This window comes from [Bacillus] enclensis, from assembly GCF_001456935.1.
Taxonomy (GTDB): domain Bacteria; phylum Bacillota; class Bacilli; order Bacillales; family Bacillaceae_B; genus Rossellomorea; species Rossellomorea enclensis.
Genome location: NZ_KQ758483.1, coordinates 643248 through 662604 on the forward strand (window position 1 = coordinate 643248; position 19357 = coordinate 662604).

At 42.9% G+C, this 19357-nt stretch carries 14 protein-coding genes; 13 read left to right on the forward strand and 1 reads right to left on the reverse strand.

Going from position 1 to position 19357, the window contains the following annotated elements; genetic code table 11:
• Positions 1–30 precede the first annotated feature (30 nt).
• The 4 genes from AS034_RS10850 (at position 31) to AS034_RS10865 (ending at position 5864) form a co-directional block, all read left to right on the forward strand.
• Entirely contained in the window at positions 31–1629 is a 1599-nt protein-coding gene (locus AS034_RS10850) for a PucR family transcriptional regulator (RefSeq protein ID WP_058298461.1), read from the forward strand.
• 177 nt (positions 1630–1806) lie between these two features.
• Entirely contained in the window at positions 1807–3273 is a 1467-nt protein-coding gene (locus tag AS034_RS10855) for a CoA-acylating methylmalonate-semialdehyde dehydrogenase (protein ID WP_032088716.1), read from the forward strand.
• 23 nt (positions 3274–3296) lie between these two features.
• Positions 3297–4643, forward strand: a complete 1347-nt coding sequence (locus AS034_RS10860; protein ID WP_058298462.1) for an aspartate aminotransferase family protein — start codon at positions 3297–3299, stop codon at positions 4641–4643.
• 852 nt (positions 4644–5495) lie between these two features.
• On the forward strand, positions 5496–5864 hold the full coding sequence (locus AS034_RS10865; protein WP_058298463.1) for a VOC family protein: 369 nt from the start codon (positions 5496–5498) through the stop codon (positions 5862–5864).
• Between the two features lie 42 nt (positions 5865–5906).
• Here AS034_RS10865 and AS034_RS10870 read toward each other — a convergent pair whose 3' ends face one another.
• Entirely contained in the window at positions 5907–6827 is a 921-nt protein-coding gene (locus tag AS034_RS10870; RefSeq protein WP_032088713.1) for a VanW family protein, read from the reverse strand.
• Positions 6828–6966: 139 nt separating this feature from the next.
• Between AS034_RS10870 and AS034_RS23050 the strand changes: the two genes are divergently transcribed.
• The 9 genes from AS034_RS23050 (at position 6967) to hfq (ending at position 19341) form a co-directional block, all read left to right on the forward strand.
• Positions 6967–7827 carry a hypothetical protein gene (locus AS034_RS23050; RefSeq protein WP_176716091.1) on the forward strand — a complete coding sequence of 287 codons (861 nt, stop codon included), beginning with the start codon at positions 6967–6969 and terminating at the stop codon, positions 7825–7827.
• 116 nt (positions 7828–7943) lie between these two features.
• Entirely contained in the window at positions 7944–8582 is a 639-nt protein-coding gene (locus tag AS034_RS10880) for a DedA family protein (protein ID WP_064565818.1), read from the forward strand.
• Positions 8583–8723: 141 nt separating this feature from the next.
• On the forward strand, positions 8724–11363 hold the full coding sequence (gene mutS / locus AS034_RS10885) for a DNA mismatch repair protein MutS (RefSeq protein WP_058298737.1): 2640 nt from the start codon (positions 8724–8726) through the stop codon (positions 11361–11363).
• A 13-nt stretch (positions 11364–11376) separates the two neighbouring features.
• Complete coding sequence (gene mutL / locus AS034_RS10890) at positions 11377–13275, forward strand: DNA mismatch repair endonuclease MutL (RefSeq protein WP_058298464.1); 1899 nt, start codon at positions 11377–11379, stop codon at positions 13273–13275.
• 173 nt (positions 13276–13448) lie between these two features.
• Positions 13449–14900, forward strand: coding sequence for an FAD-binding oxidoreductase (locus AS034_RS10895; protein WP_058298465.1), 1452 nt, complete (start codon positions 13449–13451; stop codon positions 14898–14900).
• Positions 14897–15424: an MFS transporter gene (locus AS034_RS10900; RefSeq protein ID WP_058298466.1), complete on the forward strand. Its 528-nt coding sequence runs from the start codon at positions 14897–14899 to the stop codon at positions 15422–15424. Before AS034_RS10895 ends, AS034_RS10900 begins: the two co-directional genes overlap by 4 nt.
• A 122-nt stretch (positions 15425–15546) precedes the next feature.
• Positions 15547–17946: a penicillin acylase family protein gene (locus AS034_RS10905; protein WP_058298467.1), complete on the forward strand. Its 2400-nt coding sequence runs from the start codon at positions 15547–15549 to the stop codon at positions 17944–17946.
• Between the two features lie 174 nt (positions 17947–18120).
• Positions 18121–19077, forward strand: a complete 957-nt coding sequence (gene miaA, locus AS034_RS10910; RefSeq protein WP_058298468.1) for a tRNA (adenosine(37)-N6)-dimethylallyltransferase MiaA — start codon at positions 18121–18123, stop codon at positions 19075–19077.
• 30 nt (positions 19078–19107) lie between these two features.
• Positions 19108–19341, forward strand: a complete 234-nt coding sequence (hfq, locus tag AS034_RS10915; protein WP_032088707.1) for an RNA chaperone Hfq — start codon at positions 19108–19110, stop codon at positions 19339–19341.
• Positions 19342–19357: the final 16 nt, after the last annotated feature.

Genomic DNA, 19357 nt, shown 5'->3' on the forward strand with positions numbered 1-19357 from the left:
TCCACAATACTTGAAGAGAAGGAGAAACAGATGAAAAGTCTTTACTACCTTTCAGTTGAATCGATCCTAACAAGACCTTCCTTCGCACATTCACGTGTAATTGCAGGACACAAAGGTTTGCATCGGCAAGTGAAGTGGGTCCATGTAGTGGAAGTCACCGCCATTAAGAATCTGCTGAACGGCAATGAAATGATTCTTACTACAGGACTGGCTTTGAAGGAAGAAGCTGCGTTCATCAGCTTACTCAATCAGCTCATCCAAAGCGAAACTGCTGCCCTTTGTATCGAACTGGATACAAACATTTCAACCATACCCCACTCGATCACCCGAATAGCTGATGAATGTGACTTTCCGATAATTGTCTTTGAAAAAGAGGTCCCATTTGTCAGAATTACACAAGATATTCATTCAATCCTTATCAATCAGCAATATGAAATAATGAAGAAATTAGATGATTTTGCCCAAGTGCTTAACAGAAAGTTACTTACAGTGAATCATTCCGGAGAAATTTTGAATGTTCTGCAAAAAGAATTGGACGTACCAGTCATTTTTCAGATAAAAGAACAAGAGCCGCATTTCTATCCTTCTATGCGGCGTTCTGAAGAAGTGAATATAAAGAACAGATACATTGAACATTTAAAGGATACAAGTAATGATTTCGTATCAGCAAAGGTCCTTCTCTTTGATCAGGAGTATGCAGAGCTGTTCCTATTCAGGGGTGACCATCCATTCAGTGAATATGAAATGCTGCTCCTGGACAGGACGGCTACAGCGCTTGCACAGTTTTTAATGAGGGAACTTTACTTTAATGAAAAAAAGCGTATTGAAGAATCCAAGTGGATCATGTCCTGGCTCAAAGGGGAGCAGACGAGTGAAAGATTGTCGGCTTATTTAAGGAGCTTAAGAATGAATTTTCACGGAGGGGTCGTATGTGTGTTTGGAGATATGACTCAGCAGGAAACGCAAGATGTTACATACTTTAATCTGGTGGCAAGAAGTATCTTTGAACAGCAGGGATTCCATGCATTACCTGAAAAAGATGGAAATGACCTTCTATTCATCCTGCTTGATACAAGGAAACAAACAGACTGGAAATATCGGATAAAAAGGGCCCTGGATAAGATACATGAATCCAATTTTAATAGGAGAGATATAGATTCGGCCGTTTCTATAGGTAATTACCAAAATGAGATGATGAATATCCATTTGAGTTATAAATCTGCTGTGGAAAGCATGTTGCTGCGAGCGAAGGTCATGGATGATCAACGATACTATTTCTTCGATGATTTACATCTATACCGGTTGATTTCCATCGTGAACAATAATGTGAATCTCAACGGGATGATAGAAGAATATCTGAAACCACTGATTACGTATGATGAAAAACATGATGGCAGTCTTATGCTGACACTGAAAGTATTTCTAGGCTGCCAAGGTTCCAAGCAGGAAACAGCAAAAAAATTGTATATTGTCAGGCAAACACTTTATCATCGCCTCAAGAAAATTGAGGAATTGTTAGGTGAAGACTACATGAACCCCGAGAAAAGGCTGGCTATAGAGTTTTTGCTTGCAGCCCATGATTATCTGAACCCGGTGAAGAACGGAATGAAGCAATCGGCTGTCAAATAAATAACTCTGCTGATTATAAAAAAACGAAATGTCAAATGCACCTGCACAGTTGCTTTACATTATGTCTAATGAAAGCCCTTACCACATCTCTCATAATGAATGTAAATACTTCATGACGCTTACTTACTTCCAGGAGAAAATCAGCCCAACTCTATTGGGTACAAGGAGGAGTTAAAATTGTCGGTTATAAAAAATGAAGCAGCTGTATTAAAAAATTACATTGGCGGGAGCTGGGTGGATTCACTCAGTTCACAAACCATGCAAGTATTAAACCCTGCTACTAATGAAGAGCTGGCCAGAGTCCCTATCTCTACCAAAGAAGATGTAGACCGGGCAGTCCAATCAGCCAAGGAAGCATTGAAAACCTGGAAGAAAACTCCTGTTCCAAAGAGGGCAAGGATCCTTTATAAATATCATACTCTCTTATCTGACAATCATGAAGAGCTTGCAAAACTTGTCGTACAAGAGAATGGGAAAGCTTTTAAGGAAGCTTATGGAGAGGTTCAGAGGGGACTTGAGTGTGTAGAATTTGCCTGCGGGGCACCGACACTGATGATGGGGGAGACCCTCAGCGGAATTGCAGAAGAGATTGATTCCGAAATGTTCCGCTACCCTCTAGGGGTGGTTGGAGGGATTACACCTTTCAATTTTCCGATGATGGTTCCGCTCTGGATGTTCCCTCTCGCCGTTGCCTGCGGGAATACATTTGTTCTTAAGCCATCCGAGAGAACACCGCTTCTTGCCAACCGGCTAGCTGAACTATTCACAGAAGCCGGCATACCCCAGGGAGTCCTTAACGTGGTGCACGGGGCACATGACGTGGTTAACGGACTGATTGAACACAAAGATATTGCAGCCATCTCTTTTGTGGGATCCCAGCCAGTTGCAAAGTATGTGTATGAAAAATCAGCTTCAAACGGGAAGCGTGTCCAGGCCCTTTCAGGTGCCAAGAATCATCATGTGGTCATGCCGGATGCGGATATGGACAAGGCAGCTGACCACATCATCAGTTCGGCATTCGGAAGTGCCGGCCAGCGGTGCATGGCGTGCAGTGCAGTAGTCGTAGTCGGGGATAATGAGCCGTTTGTCAATGCATTAAAAAAGAAAGCGGATGAACTTTTTATCGGCAGCGGAATGGAAGATGAAGTGCTGCTGACCCCGGTAATCAGAAACGAACACCGTGACCGTACCCTCAAATATATTGAAAAAGGCCTCGAGGAAGGTGCTTCCTTGATCCGGGACGGAAGAAAGGAAATGGATGAATTCAACGAAGGGAACTTTTTGGGAGCGACGATATTTGATCATGTCACACCTGATATGACGATCGCAAGAGAAGAGATGTTTGCACCTGTTTTGAGCCTGCTGCGTGCAAAAGACTTAGATGAGGGACTAGAATATATACGTAAATCCCGTTTTGGAAATGGGGCTACTCTATATACAAAGGATGCGAAAGCAGTCAGGCAGTTCAGAGAAGAAGCGGATGCAGGGATGTTGGGGATCAATGTCGGAGTACCTGCCACAATGGCTTTCTTCCCATTTTCGGGATGGAAGGATTCTTTCTACGGAGACATGCATGTTAACGGGAAAGACGGAGTAAATTTCTATACTAGGAAGAAAATGATCACCTCAAGGTTCGATTTCTAAAAAAGAGTAAGGAGGGATTGCACATGGTGAAAACTGGTCAGGATACGTGGCTAAAACAGGATGAACAATTTGTCTGGCATTCGATGAAGCCGTATAATCCCGCTGGGACGATGGTAGTAACGGAATCCAACGGATCATGGGTGACCGATCATGAGGGGAAGAAATATTTGGACGGTATGGCCGGTTTATGGTGCGTGAACGTCGGTTATGGGAGACAGGAGCTTGCTGAAGCTGCATATGAACAACTTAAAAAAATGGCTTACTTCCCGTTGACACAGAGTCATCAGCCGGCGATTCAGCTTGCTGAAAAACTGAACGGGCTTCTGGGGGATGATTATGTCATCTTTTTCTCAAACAGCGGTTCTGAAGCAAATGAGACGGCATTTAAAATCGCCCGTCAATATCATCAGCAAAAAGGTGAAGGGGAACGTTATAAGATTGTTTCCAGATATCGCGCTTATCATGGAAACTCAATGGGAGCACTGGCTGCAACGGGGCAGGCGCAAAGGAAATACAAGTACGAACCACTTGCTCCCGGCTTCATCCATGTTGCCCCTCCGGACTCCTACCGGGATGACGCGAATGGGAAATCCCCGCATGAACTGCCCGGGGTCAAGGCCATCGATCAAGCAATGACCTGGGAGCTCAGTGAAACGGTTGCCGCTGTCATTATGGAACCAATCATCACCGGCGGAGGAATTTTGGTACCGCAAGAGGGATATATGAAAGCAGTCAAGGAAGTGTGCGAAAATCATGGTGCCCTGTTGATCGTCGATGAGGTGATATGTGGTTTCGGGCGAACAGGCAAGCCATTCGGTTTCATGAATTATGATGTGAAACCGGACATCATCACAATGGCAAAAGGAATTACATCTGCGTACCTGCCGTTATCAGCAACAGCAGTGAAACGTGAGATCTATGAGGCTTTCAAAGGCTCTGAAGAATATGATTACTTCCGGCATATCAATACGTTCGGAGGGAATCCGGCAGCTTGTGCACTGGCTGTCAAGAACATTGAAATCATGGAGAATGAAGATCTCTTCGCAAGGTCGGCTGAACTCGGTGAAACAGCGATCAATACATTGAAAAACCAACTGCAGGATCATCCATTGGTCGGTGACGTAAGAGGGAAAGGACTACTAATAGGAATAGAAATGGTAAAGGATAGACAATCGAAAGAACCATTGGAAGTGGATGTAGTGAACAAAGTCATTTCCTATTGCAAGCAAAACGGCGTCATCATCGGAAAAAACGGAGCCACTGTCGCCGGATACAACAATGTCTTGACACTTTCCCCTCCGCTTACGATCGATGTCGAGGATCTTGAACTTTTACTCTCAACTGTCATTGAAGGAATAAAACAAGTGTAATGAAAGATGAGCAGCTTCAATCATAGAAGCTGCTCGTTGATTCATAACTGGTTAACTTCGGAAGAACAAACAAGTGAATATCAAATCAAAAACGCACTGTATCTCACAATGGAATCACTGTGTGTTTTTTATTGTTATTAAGGTGTTATAAACGTTTTGGTTGATGAATCTTATGGGGGTGCACATTCCACTACTATATAAATAACTTTTGGAATTAGTGGTAGTTAATATGCTTAAAAACCTGACTGACGAAGAAACAGTTAAGTGTTAAGTTTTAGCTAATAACTTCTTGGCCTTTCTCTTGATTTTTTATTGACGCGGTAACCAAAGCGTTTAATAACTGAGGCTGGGATTAAAAGGTTTTAGTCTATGCAAAGTCCGATAATTTTCGTATTAAGAGGAAAATTATTTCGGGCTTTAATTTGTTTAAATGTTCATTTAGATTTAGCTCTCTTCAGCGGTTGATTGGAGTGCAAGACGAAGACTCCTGCGGGAAGAGTAGCTTATGTGAGACTTGTCTAGCTGCGGGGCTTAGAGGCACATGTCATAAGTCAAATCGGCCAAGAAGGCAAAGTACGCCTTCGTGGCCGATTCGCCTTATGCCAACCGCCTCTTTTCAATGCCCCTCCGCTTTTCTTCCCGCAGGCTTGCCGAGGAGGCTCACGGGCTACCCGCGGAAAGCGTAGTCTTGCACGGAAATCATTAGCGGTGTTGAGAGTCCACTTATACATTTAAATCTATCTTTTGAAAGTTTGCTCCTCTCAAGTAACCCGTTGATTTATTTCATTATTCACCTTTATTAAAAAATAATGGTAAAATTAATTTATCGCACAAAGGATAGGAGAGGGACGAATGACTGTAACATTTAAAGGAATTGATCACATTCAATTGGCCGCACCTGAAGACTGTGAAAAAGAAGCAAGAAGGTTCTATGGCGAAATGATAGGATTAAAGGAAATCCCCAAGCCGGAAAACCTCCAGGGGAGAGGGGGCTGCTGGTTTCAATTTGGTTCCCAGGAAGTTCATATTGGCGTACAGCAGGCTTTTGTACCGGCGACTAAAGCTCATCCCGGATTGCTTGTCGAAGGATTAGAAGAATTCCGCAGTTCTTTGATTGAAAAAGGAATTGAAATCAAAGAAGATACACCTATAAACGGCAGGTGCCGATTCTTTGTATCCGATCCCTTTGGAAATCGGATTGAGTTTCTTGAATACAATTGATTACTGAAATAGAAGGCATCCCGCTCCGGTGAGATGCCTCTATTAGCGTTGCCGTATTTCTTGTGGTAAATCATTGGATGCAGGGGGCACATCTCTTTTTTTGACAAGGATGGATTCGGAAGAATATATCGAGACAATCAACTGGCCGCCATATATTTTTGCTCGAATCAAAAGGGGCTGGTTATAGATGTTCCGAAAAATGAAATCCGGGCCGTACCAACTTACAGTTGCATCCCTTCCCTTGGGTACATATGGGACTCTTTTACTGTGATGATACCGTTCCATAATTTCTACCCCCGCAAGGTCCACTGCATTGAACAGAGTCGAAGAGACCTGACAAATCCCCCCGCCGATATCTTCGGAAAGTTCCCCTCTCACAATGACTGGAGCCTTTTTATATCCTTTCTCCCTGGTTCTTTTACCGACCACTTTATTAAATGAGAATGTTTCACCAGGAAAAACAACCGTATTGTCGACCTCTTTGACAGCAAGGCTGATATTATGGGAGCGTTCAACATTGCGTTGATTGAAATAAGTGACATATTGTCCTATTTTCTTGTCTCGGATTGAAGATAGTAACTCGCTGTCCACACGGGGATAGATGACTTGTAATGGAACATCGATGGAAGCTGTACCTTTAGAGAATAAAGCTTCTATAAGCTGTTTCTGGAATTTCCTCCGGTGCAACGTATAGCCATTTTCATGTTCGACTATATGGTTGTGCTCATCAAGGTACGCATCTTGAGGAGGGACCGACACTTTCTTTTGAATGTCTTCCATGAGGTTTTCAGTTATGGCCGGGTTTAATAGTGGCTCATCAATCACATTATAGGTAAGATCTGTTTTTGAATAAGAGGAAAGATGGCTATCCTGGAAGAAGATTTCTATTTGATCCGCATGTCCAGCTTTCAGGCCGGGTAATGCAAGAAGACTGATAAGAGTTAGTTTTGATAATAACTGCATCGTTCATCATTCCCTTCTTAAAATAGTATAGGTATGAAATGAACTTTCATGTAACTCATGAACGAGTTTACAGTTACCAATAATTTCAGCTTATTCATTTTCCGTTCAATCAGAAACTATTTAAAAAAAGGTATGGTTTTTGATGCATATTCAAATGAAAATCTTCATCATTATTCTTTTGCTTTTGTTACTTAGCGGCAGAGTTGAAGCCGAGACGGTTGGGGGAGATGAACAAACGATAGATGCCCCGCGTCCTTCTTTTTCAGTCGAAATTCTTCCGTGGGAAACAGTAAAAGAATTGATCCCGAATAAATCTTATTTTACGATCATTGACGTCCAAACCGGTCTGAGTTTTCACGTGCAGAGGCGTGCAGGAAGCAAACATGCGGATGTACAGCCGCTTACAAATAAAGATACAAAAGTAATGAAAAAAATTTATGGAGGGGCATGGAGCTGGGACAGAAGAGCGATACTGGTTCAGTATGATGATCGTTTAATACCAGGCTCTATGAATGGAATGCCTCATGGTGCAGGAGCACTTAAGAATGGATTTCCCGGACACTTTTGTGTACATTTTTATGGCAGTACCACCCATAAAACCCCTACACCTGATTTCGCACATAAATTGATGATTTTAAGGGCCGGGGGAGAACTGAAAAGGTATGTATACCATATGGATCCATATGAAAGCCTCCACATCCTGGAGGTGGCAATCAATCAACATGACGAAGATTTACTTGCATTGATTCTTTCAGGCGGAGAGAGGGGTATTGCAAAAAAAATGATCCATCACGTTAAACACATAGACATTTCGGATTTATCATTGCTGCCATCAGAAGACATACACCCGATCTTTGGCCTGGTTGTACATGCAAGGTTGAAATGGATCACGGGAGAACAGGAACAAAATGTGAAAAAGGGTGAAATGATCATTCGCAGAAACAGTCCTGAAGATCAGTGGGCACTTGATGCCAAGGTACTGGCTGCACTGCTGGAGTGATCATTAACCCTTGGAAAATACTGCGGAAAATGTATGTAAAAAATGATGCAGCTGAGTTTTTTTCATTCATAAAGAGGGAAAAGGTGCTTTAAACAAATTGTGGAGGGTAAAAACTCATGCTGGAGTTCATAATAAATGTTATTAAAGAAATAGGAATGTGGGGGCTATTTGCAGGAAATGCAATAGAAGCATCATCTTTACCTTTTCCTGGAGTGCTTGTCACACTCACATATGGATACCTTCTTGACCCGTCCTGGGGGAAGCTGATCGGCCTGGCTGTTATTAGCAGCGTGATTTATACGGTGTTCAGCTATATCCCATATGGAATCGGGTTTAAGATTAAACATACGATCAAGGAAAAGACAAACAGCAAAAATACAAGAAAAGTTGAAAAAGCTCAAAAGTGGTTCAGGAAATACGGGATATGGAGCATCGCCCTCTCGCGCCCTCTTGGAATCGGGAACTATATCTCATATGCATCCGGGATCAGTAAAGTAAATAAGATAAAGTTTGGTATGCTTACATTCATCGGGATTTTCCCAGTCACCTTCATCATGCTCATTGTAGGGAAAAATGGAAATTTGAAGTCGGTACAGGCATTGATGAGCAATGTTCAGAACTATATCTTTATTGGAGGGGCCGCCGTGCTCATCATTTATATTGCGTATAAATTTTTCTATACCGCCGGAAAGAAAAAGAACAAGGATTCTTCTAACAATGAATCACCTAAAGTGGCTAAACAAGGTGATTCATAATCGCAAAACGCTGCTCCTTTCATGAGCGGCGTTTTTTTGCCTGCGTTTTACTATTTTCTTCTATGTGCTTCTTTTTGAGTCGATATGATATAATGAGGAGTCGAAATTAGTAGAATTAGCATGAAAGGTTTGATTCGAACCATGACTCAATATACGCCGATGATCAGGCAATATTTACAAGTAAAGGCAGATTATCAGGATGCCTTTTTATTTTTTCGTTTAGGTGATTTTTATGAAATGTTCTTTGATGATGCAATTACGGCCTCACAGGAACTTGAAATAACATTAACAAGCCGTGATGGAGGGGGAGAGGAAAGAATCCCTATGTGCGGGGTCCCTTATCACTCCGCTTCCAATTACATAGAACAGCTGATCAACAAAGGATTCAAAGTGGCCATTTGTGAACAGACTGAAGACCCGAAGCAGGCAAAGGGGGTCGTTAAGAGGGAAGTTGTTCAGCTGATCACTCCTGGAACTGTAATGGACGGGAAGGGTTTGAATGATAAAGAAAACAATTATATTGCATCCGTGACTCCGTTTGACGATGAAACGTTCGGGCTCGCATACAGTGACCTTACCACTGGTGAATCCAAAGTCACCCTTGTAACAGGCGGCCTTCAAAACTTACTGAATGAACTGGCGACAATCGAGGCAAAAGAAGTGGTGCTTCCCCCGGATGTAGATAAAGAAACCCAAAGAAGAATCAACGAGAGAAGTGACCTTACACTTTCATATGAAAATGAGACAAGTCTGGATCCTTCATTCTCACATCTTGTAGAAGCTCTCGACCAGGAAAAATTGAAGGTAAGTACAGCGAGGCTGTTTCAATATTTATTCCGAACCCAGAAAAGAAGTCTCGATCACTTGCAAGAAGCAGAGACGTATCATATCTACCAATATATGAAAATGGATTATTATTCTAAAAGGAATCTCGAATTGACAGAGACGATCCGCTCCAAAGGGAAAAAAGGGTCACTCCTATGGCTGCTGGATGAAACCATGACGGCAATGGGGGCACGCCTCCTTAAACAATGGATCGACCGTCCGCTTATTCAAGTGAAAGAAATACAGAAACGTCAGACCGTGGTGGAAGTCCTCTTGGAGAGATTTTTCGAAAGGCAGGATTTAAGGGAACGACTTAAAGAAGTGTACGATTTGGAACGATTGGCGGGAAGGGTAGCCTTCGGTAATGTGAATGCACGTGATCTGATTCAACTGAAAAAATCGCTGCAGCAAGTCCCTGTTTTAAAACATCTGGTGGAGACAATGGGCAATGAAGCTACTGATGCACTCGTGTCGGACCTGGATCCTTGTGAGGATCTGACAGATTTACTGGAGCAGGCATTGGTCGAAAATCCGCCTCTTTCCATTAAAGAAGGCAGCCTCTTAAGGGACGGCTACCATGAAGAACTGGATCAGTACCGTGATGCAAGCAAGAACGGGAAGAGCTGGATTGCAGAGCTTGAACGGAAAGAACGGGAGCGTACCGGAATACGCTCATTGAAGGTCGGATTCAACCGGGTATTCGGTTATTATATCGAAGTCACCAAAGCGAACCTTCATCATCTGGAAGAAGGCAGATACGAAAGAAAACAAACGTTGACGAATGCTGAGCGTTTCATCACCCCTGAATTAAAGGAGAAAGAATCCATCATTCTTCAGGCTAATGAGAAATCTGTTGAATTGGAGTATGAACTTTTCATCGGAATCAGGGAAACTGTAAAAGAGTTCATTCCGCGTCTCCAAAAGTTGGCAAGGCTCGTGAGTGAGCTGGACGTACTTCAATGTTTTGCTACTGTAAGCGAAAAAAGGCATTATACGAAGCCAGCATTCAATGAGGAACGCCGGATCATCCTGCATGATGGACGCCATCCAGTGGTTGAGAAGGTAATGGGTGCCCAGGAGTATGTGCCAAATGACTGTTTCATGGATGCAGAACGGGAAATGCTCCTTATTACAGGGCCAAATATGTCCGGTAAGAGTACCTATATGAGGCAGATAGCACTTACGTCCATCCTGGCCCAGATCGGTTGTTATGTACCTGCAAGCAGGGCGGACCTCCCTGTGTTCGATCAGGTATTTACACGTATAGGAGCGGCTGATGACTTGATTTCCGGACAGAGTACATTCATGGTCGAAATGCTCGAGGCGAAGAATGCAATCGTCAATGCGACACAGCAGAGCTTGATCCTTTTCGATGAAATCGGACGGGGTACATCCACATATGACGGAATGGCCCTCGCCCAGGCGATCATTGAATACATCCATGAAAATATCGGGGCAAAAACCCTGTTCTCCACCCATTATCATGAACTGACAACTCTTGAAGAAGAATTAATCAAGGTCAAAAATGTACATGTCAGCGCAATGGAGCAAAATGGAAAGCTTGTCTTTCTTCACAAGATCAAAGAAGGGGCTGCAGATAAGAGTTACGGTATTCATGTGGCTGAACTGGCAGATCTACCTCAGGAGCTGATCCGGCGGGCGAACGAAATATTAACGCATCTTGAAAGAGAGGAAACTGAGTCTTCAGTATCCCGGTCGAAGGCAGAAGCTGCAAGTACGAAAGAGAAGACGAAAGAGAAGACAAATGATGAGCTCAATGAGGAACTCGCACAGCTTTCCTTTTTCCAGACAGAGGAAACTGCAGCCAAAGAGTCAACACCCACATCAAAGGAAAAGAAACTGCTGGATGAATTGAAGAAACTCGATATCCTTGAAATGACACCACTTGATGCGATGAATACTTTATACGGAATACAAAAAAAGCTAAAAAAATAAAGGCGGTGTAATCGTGGCAAAGATCTTTCAGCTTGATGACTCGCTTTCCAACAAAATAGCAGCGGGCGAGGTTGTTGAAAGGCCAGCTTCAGTCGTAAAAGAGCTCTTGGAAAATAGTATCGATGCCAACGGTGATGTGATCGAAATTCACATAGAAGAAGCGGGCCTTAATTCGATCCGCATCATCGATAATGGGGACGGTATCGAAGAGGAAGATGTTAAGACGGCTTTCAGGAGGCATGCAACAAGTAAGATTAAAGATGAGAATGATCTTTTCAGGATCCGTACCCTGGGATTCAGGGGGGAGGCACTGCCGAGTATCGCGTCTGTTTCGTACTTTACCATGAGCACAAGTACAGGCGAGGGACCAGGTACATTTATCGAACTTCATGGCGGTGTGATCAAAAAGCTCGAAAAGACTTCTTCAAGAAAAGGAACGGATATAACGGTTTCACAAATTTTCTATAACACTCCTGCCCGTTTAAAGTACTTGAAGACCATCCATACAGAGCTCGGAAACATCAGTGATGTGGTGAATCGAATCGCACTTGCTCATCCGGAAGTATCAATCAGGCTCCTGCATAATGGGAAGCCGCTCCTTCATACAAATGGAAGCGGTGATGTGCGTCAAGTCCTCGCTGCTATCTATGGTATCGGTATTGCAAAGAAAATGGTTCCCATTGAAGTGAGTACGCTGGATTTCCGGGTCAGCGGATATGTTTCCCTTCCTGAGATCACCCGGGCATCGAGGAATTATATATCGACGATGATCAATGGAAGATTCATAAAAAATTATGCGCTTGCTAAAGCGATAGGGGAGGGATACCATACCCTCCTGCCGATAGGAAGGCATCCAATTGTATTATTGAACATTGATATGGATCCTGTCCTCATTGATGTGAATGTTCACCCTTCCAAAATGGAAGTTCGTATAAGTAAAGAAAATGAATTGAATTCACTTGTGACCGAGGGTATCAAGGCAGTCTTTAAACAAAAAGAGCTTATTCCTTCAGGAACATCTGCAGCAAGACCTGTCAAACCTAAGTCTGAGCAAACGTACATGAGCCTGGATCACAGCCCTGCTCCAACAAATATAAGTCCAGGCTCATGGACGACAATGCCCGGAGAAGCACTTCCCAAAGAGAAGGCAGGGGAGAATGCGGCCAGAGAGTTTCCGCAAATGGCAGCGGAAGAGAGAAGGCCTTTTCAGGCTGAAACTCCATCAGACGATAGTTATCATGAAGAAGAAATGTCCGTTGAGCAAGCTGAAGATGCTGCGATTGATCATAGAGTAATGGCTGAAGACCCGGACAAAGAAACAGAAGCACTCAGGGTGCCTCCGCTTTATCCGGTGGGGCAAATGCACGGAACATACCTTTTTGCTCAAAATGACCAAGGGCTGTACATCATTGATCAGCACGCTGCACAGGAACGCATCAAATATGAATTCTTCAAAGAAAAAGTGGGACAGGTTGCGAAAGAGCTGCAAGAACTGCTGGTGCCGCTGACACTGGAATATTCGATGGATGAATATATCAAAATTAATGAAAACCGGTCTGCACTTGAAGAAGTCGGGGTTTTTCTGGAAGAGTTCGGACAGAACAGTTTTATTGTCCGTTCACATCCTCAATGGTTTCCCCCAGGTGAAGAAAAGGAAACGATAGAAGATATGATCCAACAAGTTCTTAAAATGAACCGTGTGGACATCCGAAAGCTACGCGAGGAAGCAGCAATCATGATGAGCTGCAAGGGATCCATCAAGGCAAACCACCATTTAAGGAATGACGAGATCCTTGCACTGCTGGATGAATTGAGAAGGACCAACGACCCTTTCACTTGTCCGCACGGCCGTCCGATCATCATCCATTACTCTACCTATGAGATGGAAAAAATGTTTAAACGGATAATGTAACCAATAAAAACGAAGTCTGGTATACCCAGGCTTCGTTTTTTTTCTATATAAGAATACAAGAATATTATTATGTAAACCAAATGTCCGATTTAAACGAATTTAAAAATATTAATTGAAATATTTCATCTTTAGTGTAAAATTACACTAAAAGGATTGAATTGGGGGATATGTAAATGATTGTTAAAACAGTAACGAAAAAGAGCATACTAATCGTTCTTGTTCTCTTACTCGCATACTCTTCATTATTTATCTATCTCACAACTGAGAAAGATGAAGACAATATCATGACAGACGTAGGACGGTTGATGCCGACTAAAATCAAACAAGTAGTGAAAGGGCAGGAAGAAAATAGTTTGATTGATACCGTCATGGATGCGAATGAACAGGATTTGAAGCTGTCGATCGCCGGCAAGCGCCACAGCCAGGGTGGACATACTTACTACCCTGATGGAGTTGTATTGGATATGACTGATTATAATAAAATTCTTCATGTCGACCCTGAAAGAATGACCATTCATGTTCAAAGCGGAGCAACATGGGATGATGTTCAGCGGGCTGTTAACCCCTATGGACTGGCGGTAAAAGTCATGCAGTCACAAAATATATTCACTATAGGAGGTTCTCTGTCCGTTAATGTCCACGGCAGGGATATACGCCACGGGTCGTTGATTGAAACCGTGAACTGGTTCAGGTTATTGAAGCCTGACGGTACAGTGGTAAAGGTGTCAAGAACAGAAAACAGCGAATATTTCCCCCTGGTGATCGGAGGATACGGCTTGTTCGGTGTCATACTGGATGTGGAACTTCAACTGGCAGAAGATGAATTGTACAAAACAAGAACAAAAGAAATGTCTTTCAAAGAGTATACAGGATACTTCAATAATCATGTATTGGCAGATGAGGGGGTAAAGATGCATCTTGCCAGAATATCGACCGCCCCGGATTCATTTTTGAAGGAAATGTATGTTACAGATTATATGCTTAGTGAGACCCGTGAAGATTACAGTTCTCACAGTAAACTTAATGAAGAAAGGTTCACATTTTTAACAAAGTTCCTTCTCGGATTATCTCGTGATTTCGATTGGGGAAAAAATGCGTTCTGGAAAATGCAGAAGTCATTTTTCCTGCACAGGAGCGGTAATACCGTGACGAGGAACAATGTCATGCGCTCAGAATCTGAGTTTCTGGAATATGAGGCGAAAAACGACACCGATATCTTACAGGAATATTTTGTGCCTGTAGATGAGTATGAAGCGTATATAGATGATTTGAGGGTGTATCTTGAGGACCGGGATTTGAACTTGATCAACATTACAGTCAGGTACGTGGGTCGAAACAATGATGCACTGATGTCTTTTGCGAAAGAAGATATGTTTGCACTGGTACTTCTCATCAATCAGGGGATGGATGAAGAAGATATATCAGCAACTGGTGAAACGGTCAGGGGGATGATCGACATTACGCTGGATCACAGAGGCAGTTATTATCTGCCTTATTTCGAGTATCCGACAAAAGAACAGTTAAAAGAGGCGTATCCTGCAAGTGAAATGTTTTTTAAAGAGAAAAGAAGACTTGATCCCGACGAAAGATTCATCAATCAATTTTATGAGGAGTACGGCTTATGAAGTGGTTCATTTTTTCGCAAAGTTTTGCTTTGACTGCCGCCAGTGTTTCGTTTCCTTTTTATTTGCTCTTCATTCAGAATATCGGCCGTTCGTTTTCTTCATTTGGCTTTGCTTATGGGTTATTCACACTGAGTGCGGCGCTCAGCCAGCGCCTGATAGGGAAGTGGGCTGATCGATCAGGGGGAGTGAAGCTCCTGATCTTTTATGCTGTCGGAATGAGTTTTATCTTCCTTCTCATACCATCTGTCAACACTATAGAGAAAGTCTATTTCATTCAAGTGGTCCTCGGCATCCTGGGTGCAATACAAAAGACTAGCGAAAAGCTCGTACTCAGCGAAATGCCTTATAGGGGAAGAAGAGGGAAGATGATAGGAAATTATCATTTCTGGACTTCTTTATGTTCCAGTCTCGCCGTCATGGGAACGGGACTGTTGTTGAATTATTTTGCCATAAGCTATATTTTCTATGGCTGCTCCATATTCTTTCTTGTAAGCGGCATCGTATTGATTATGAGCAGGACTTGAGCGCTTTCTCTCTCTTATTCTTCCATTTATTGAAATGAAGAAGGATTATTTAACCAAATCATCTAATACTAATAAAGAAGTATTTTTCGGAATTTTCAATAATAAATTACAGGGGGATTCAGATGAATGGAGGAACCGATCTACAACCGTTGAAGATAAAGAGAAAGAAACGGACAATCGTTTTACTGTGGTCGCTTGGAGTGCTTGGGTTCCTGCTCGTCGGGGGGCTAATCGCGGCGGATTTTTATGTGGAAAGGTCATTACCCGTGATTTCCGGAACGATCTCTTTGAATGGGTTGTCTCATGATGTGGAAGTGACGAAAGATGATCAGGGCGTTCCGCATCTATCGGCGAAATCGGAAAAGGACTTATTCATTGCCCAAGGATATGTTCAGGCCCAGGATCGTCTATTCCAGATGGACTTAAGCAGAAGACAGGCATCCGGCCGGTTAAGTGAAGTCATCGGGGAAAAAACCGTAGAAAGGGATAAGTTTTTCCGGACGCTCGGCCTGAGAAGGGCTGCAGAAGTCTCGTATACAGCTTATCCTGATGAAACCAAGCAGATACTTGAATGGTATGCAGAAGGGGTCAATGCATACATGGATCAAGCAAAGGAGAAAGGAAGACTGCCTGTAGAATTCACCCTTTTGGGATACAAACCGGAAGAGTGGACACCGGTTGATTCATTGACCATTGGAAAGTATATGGCATTTGATCTGGGGGGGCACTGGCAGGGCCAGGCCTTCAGATACTGGGCAATGAAGAATCTTCCCGAGGAAAAGGCATACGATCTGTTCCCCTCATATCCTGAAGATGCCCCTGAGATTCTTGCATCAGTAGGTGATTCTGGTTTAGACATTGAAGCCTCTTTTGCATCTTCGGTAATACCCCCTGAATATAACGGCAGCAATAACTGGGTCGTGAGCGGGGAGAAAACGGCAAACGGAAAACCGCTTCTTGCGGATGATCCCCATTTGTCGCTGGGCACACCTTCGATTTGGTATCAAATGCATTTAAATGCACCGGATTTGAATGTGAGCGGAGTTATATTTGCGGGTATTCCGGGTATTATTCTCGGTCATAACGAAGAAATCGCCTGGGGTGTGACAAACACCGGCCCGGATGTCCAGGATTTGTATGTGGAGAAAAGGAACCGTAAGGACCCATCATTATTTCTTTACGATAATAATTGGGAAGAAGCGACTATCATTAAGGAACCGATTGCTGTCAAGGGCGGGGAAGATATTCCTTATAGAGTCACCATTACAAGACATGGACCTGTCATTTCCGAACGCGCCTCTCAATCAGATGATGATGGTCAGGTGCTTTCACTCAGGTGGACCGCCTTAGATCCGAGCCTTGAGCTGCAGGCAATCCTGAATATGAATAAAGCAGGTAATTGGGAAGAATTCGAGACTGCCCTGGAGGATTTTCATACGCCAACCCAAAATTTCGTATTTGCATCTAATGACGGAACAATCGCATATAAAGCAAATGGAAAGATACCTGTACGGAATAAAGGAGACGGACTTCTTCCTGTTCCGGGATGGGAGCCGGAATACGAATGGCAGGGGTTCATTCCTTTTGACGAACTGCCTGTGACTGTAAACCCTGCCAGCGGATTCATCGCCACAGCAAATAATAAAGTGATCGATGATAGTTATCCTTATCATATCAGCAACCACTGGGCCCAGCCGTACAGGTATATGAGAATCGCTCAATATCTTGAGCAACAGGATAACTTGACAATTGATGATATGAAAACTCTTCAGATGGACAAGGTCAATCTACATGCTGCCGAATTTCTGCCCTTTCTTTTAGAAGATCTAAAAGTACTGGAGTTGACAGCAGAACAAAAGGAAGCTGTCAAACTGCTTGAGGAGTGGGACTACGAAGATGATAAATCACGTGCGGCACCTTTATTGTTTCACTCCTGGATGGATACCTTATCGAAAGATATGTTCAAGAAAGAGATTCCGGACACCATGATGGACCTTTTTGAAGGGCGGCAGGGTATTGTGGATGAAATGCTCCGTAATGCGCATAAAGGGGAAGAATCGAATTGGTTTGAACCTTTTGGGGGATATAAAGCATATTTAAATGGTACTTTGAAAAAAGCCTTAAAAGAATTAGAGGAATCTTATGGGACTTCCATGAATGATTGGAAGTGGGGCGAATACCACAAAGTGTACTTTGAGCATCCCGTTTCAAGTGCGTCGCCGTTGTTAAAATGGTTTTTCAACAGAAAAGATCCCATTCCTGTAGGGGGGAGCAGGGTGACTGTTCAGGCAGCCAGCTATAATAATGAAGGAATTGTCAACCATGGCGGTTCATGGAGGTTTGTAATTGATACTGCCGATATGAATGAAGGATACCATATTGTCGGTCCAGGCCAGGCAGGTCACTTCAAGAGTGAATGGTATGACAATCAAATCGAAGCATGGGTAAAAGGAGAGTACCACTCGACTCATTTAAATGATGAGATGGAAGGCATGAATAAATTAGTATTGAAAGCTGAATGATAACCAGCGTCTTATATCTTCCTTGTATGCAGTGAGGATATAAGGCGTTTTTAAAATCTGCCTTCAAAAACTGTGTAAAAAAACTGAAATGGGGTATACTATCAAGATGTGATTTTATAAACTATTATGGTACGATAATATGTAAAGGAGAATTACATAGAAAGCAGTGAAAGTATGGCTCATACTACAAAAGAAAAGCTGATTGTGCTGATCGGTCCGACAGCTGTCGGAAAAACCAAAACCAGTATCCATCTGGCCAAGTCATTTAACGCAGAGATCATCAGCGGGGATTCCATGCAGATTTATAAAGGAATGGACATAGGCACAGCGAAAATCACCATTGAAGAAATGGAAGGGGTGCCTCATCATTTAATTGATATTAAAGACCCGAAGGAATCGTTTTCTGCTGCCGAGTTTCAACAGCTGGTAAGGGAAAAAATTTCAGAAATTCACTCGCGCGGGAAAATACCGATGATTGTTGGCGGGACGGGATTGTATATTCAATCCGTCATTTATGATTATCAATTTACCGATTCACCTGGAGATGCTGAATATAGGTGTACACTCGAAGAGAGGGTGAAGGATGAAGGAATCGGTCCCCTTTATGACGAACTGCAGCGTATTGATCCCTCAGCAGCAAAAAATATTCACCCAAATAACACAAGGAGGGTGATCCGGGCGCTGGAGATTTTTCACTGTACAGGTGAAACGATGACCGATTATCAATCAAGTCAGATAGATGATCCCCTGTATGAAACAGCTCTGCTTGGTCTTACCATGGATAGGGATAAGCTCTATGACCGCATAAATAAGAGGGTGGATATCATGGTGGAAGAAGGTCTCATCGAAGAAGTTAAAACGCTGTATAATCAAGGCGTTCATAATGTCCAATCTGTACAGGCCATCGGTTATAAAGAAATCTATGAGTACCTGGAGGGGAGAATAAGCTTTGACCGGGCGATTGAGACCCTGAAACAGAATTCCCGCAGATATGCAAAGAGACAGCTGACCTGGTTCCGTAATAAAATGGATGTAACCTGGTTTGATATGACACCAGAAGAGGACCACGATAAAATAATCAGCGGGATTTCTGAATTTATTGCAGGAAAGCTTGAACTAAAGTCGAATTAGTTAAGTAGAGATAGAGGAGGAGGACTAAACATGAAACAATCCATTAATATTCAAGATCAATTTCTCAACCAGTTGCGTAAAGATAATTCACTATGTACGGTATTCCTATTGAATGGCTTCCAAATCCGCGGCCATGTAAAGGGATTTGATAATTTCACCGTCCTGTTTGAATGTGAAGGGAAACAGCAGTTGGTTTATAAGCATGCAATTTCTACATTCGCTCCTCAGCGGAATGTGCAAATAAATTTTGAAGAGAGCAATTAATCGTTTAGTTCCAGTA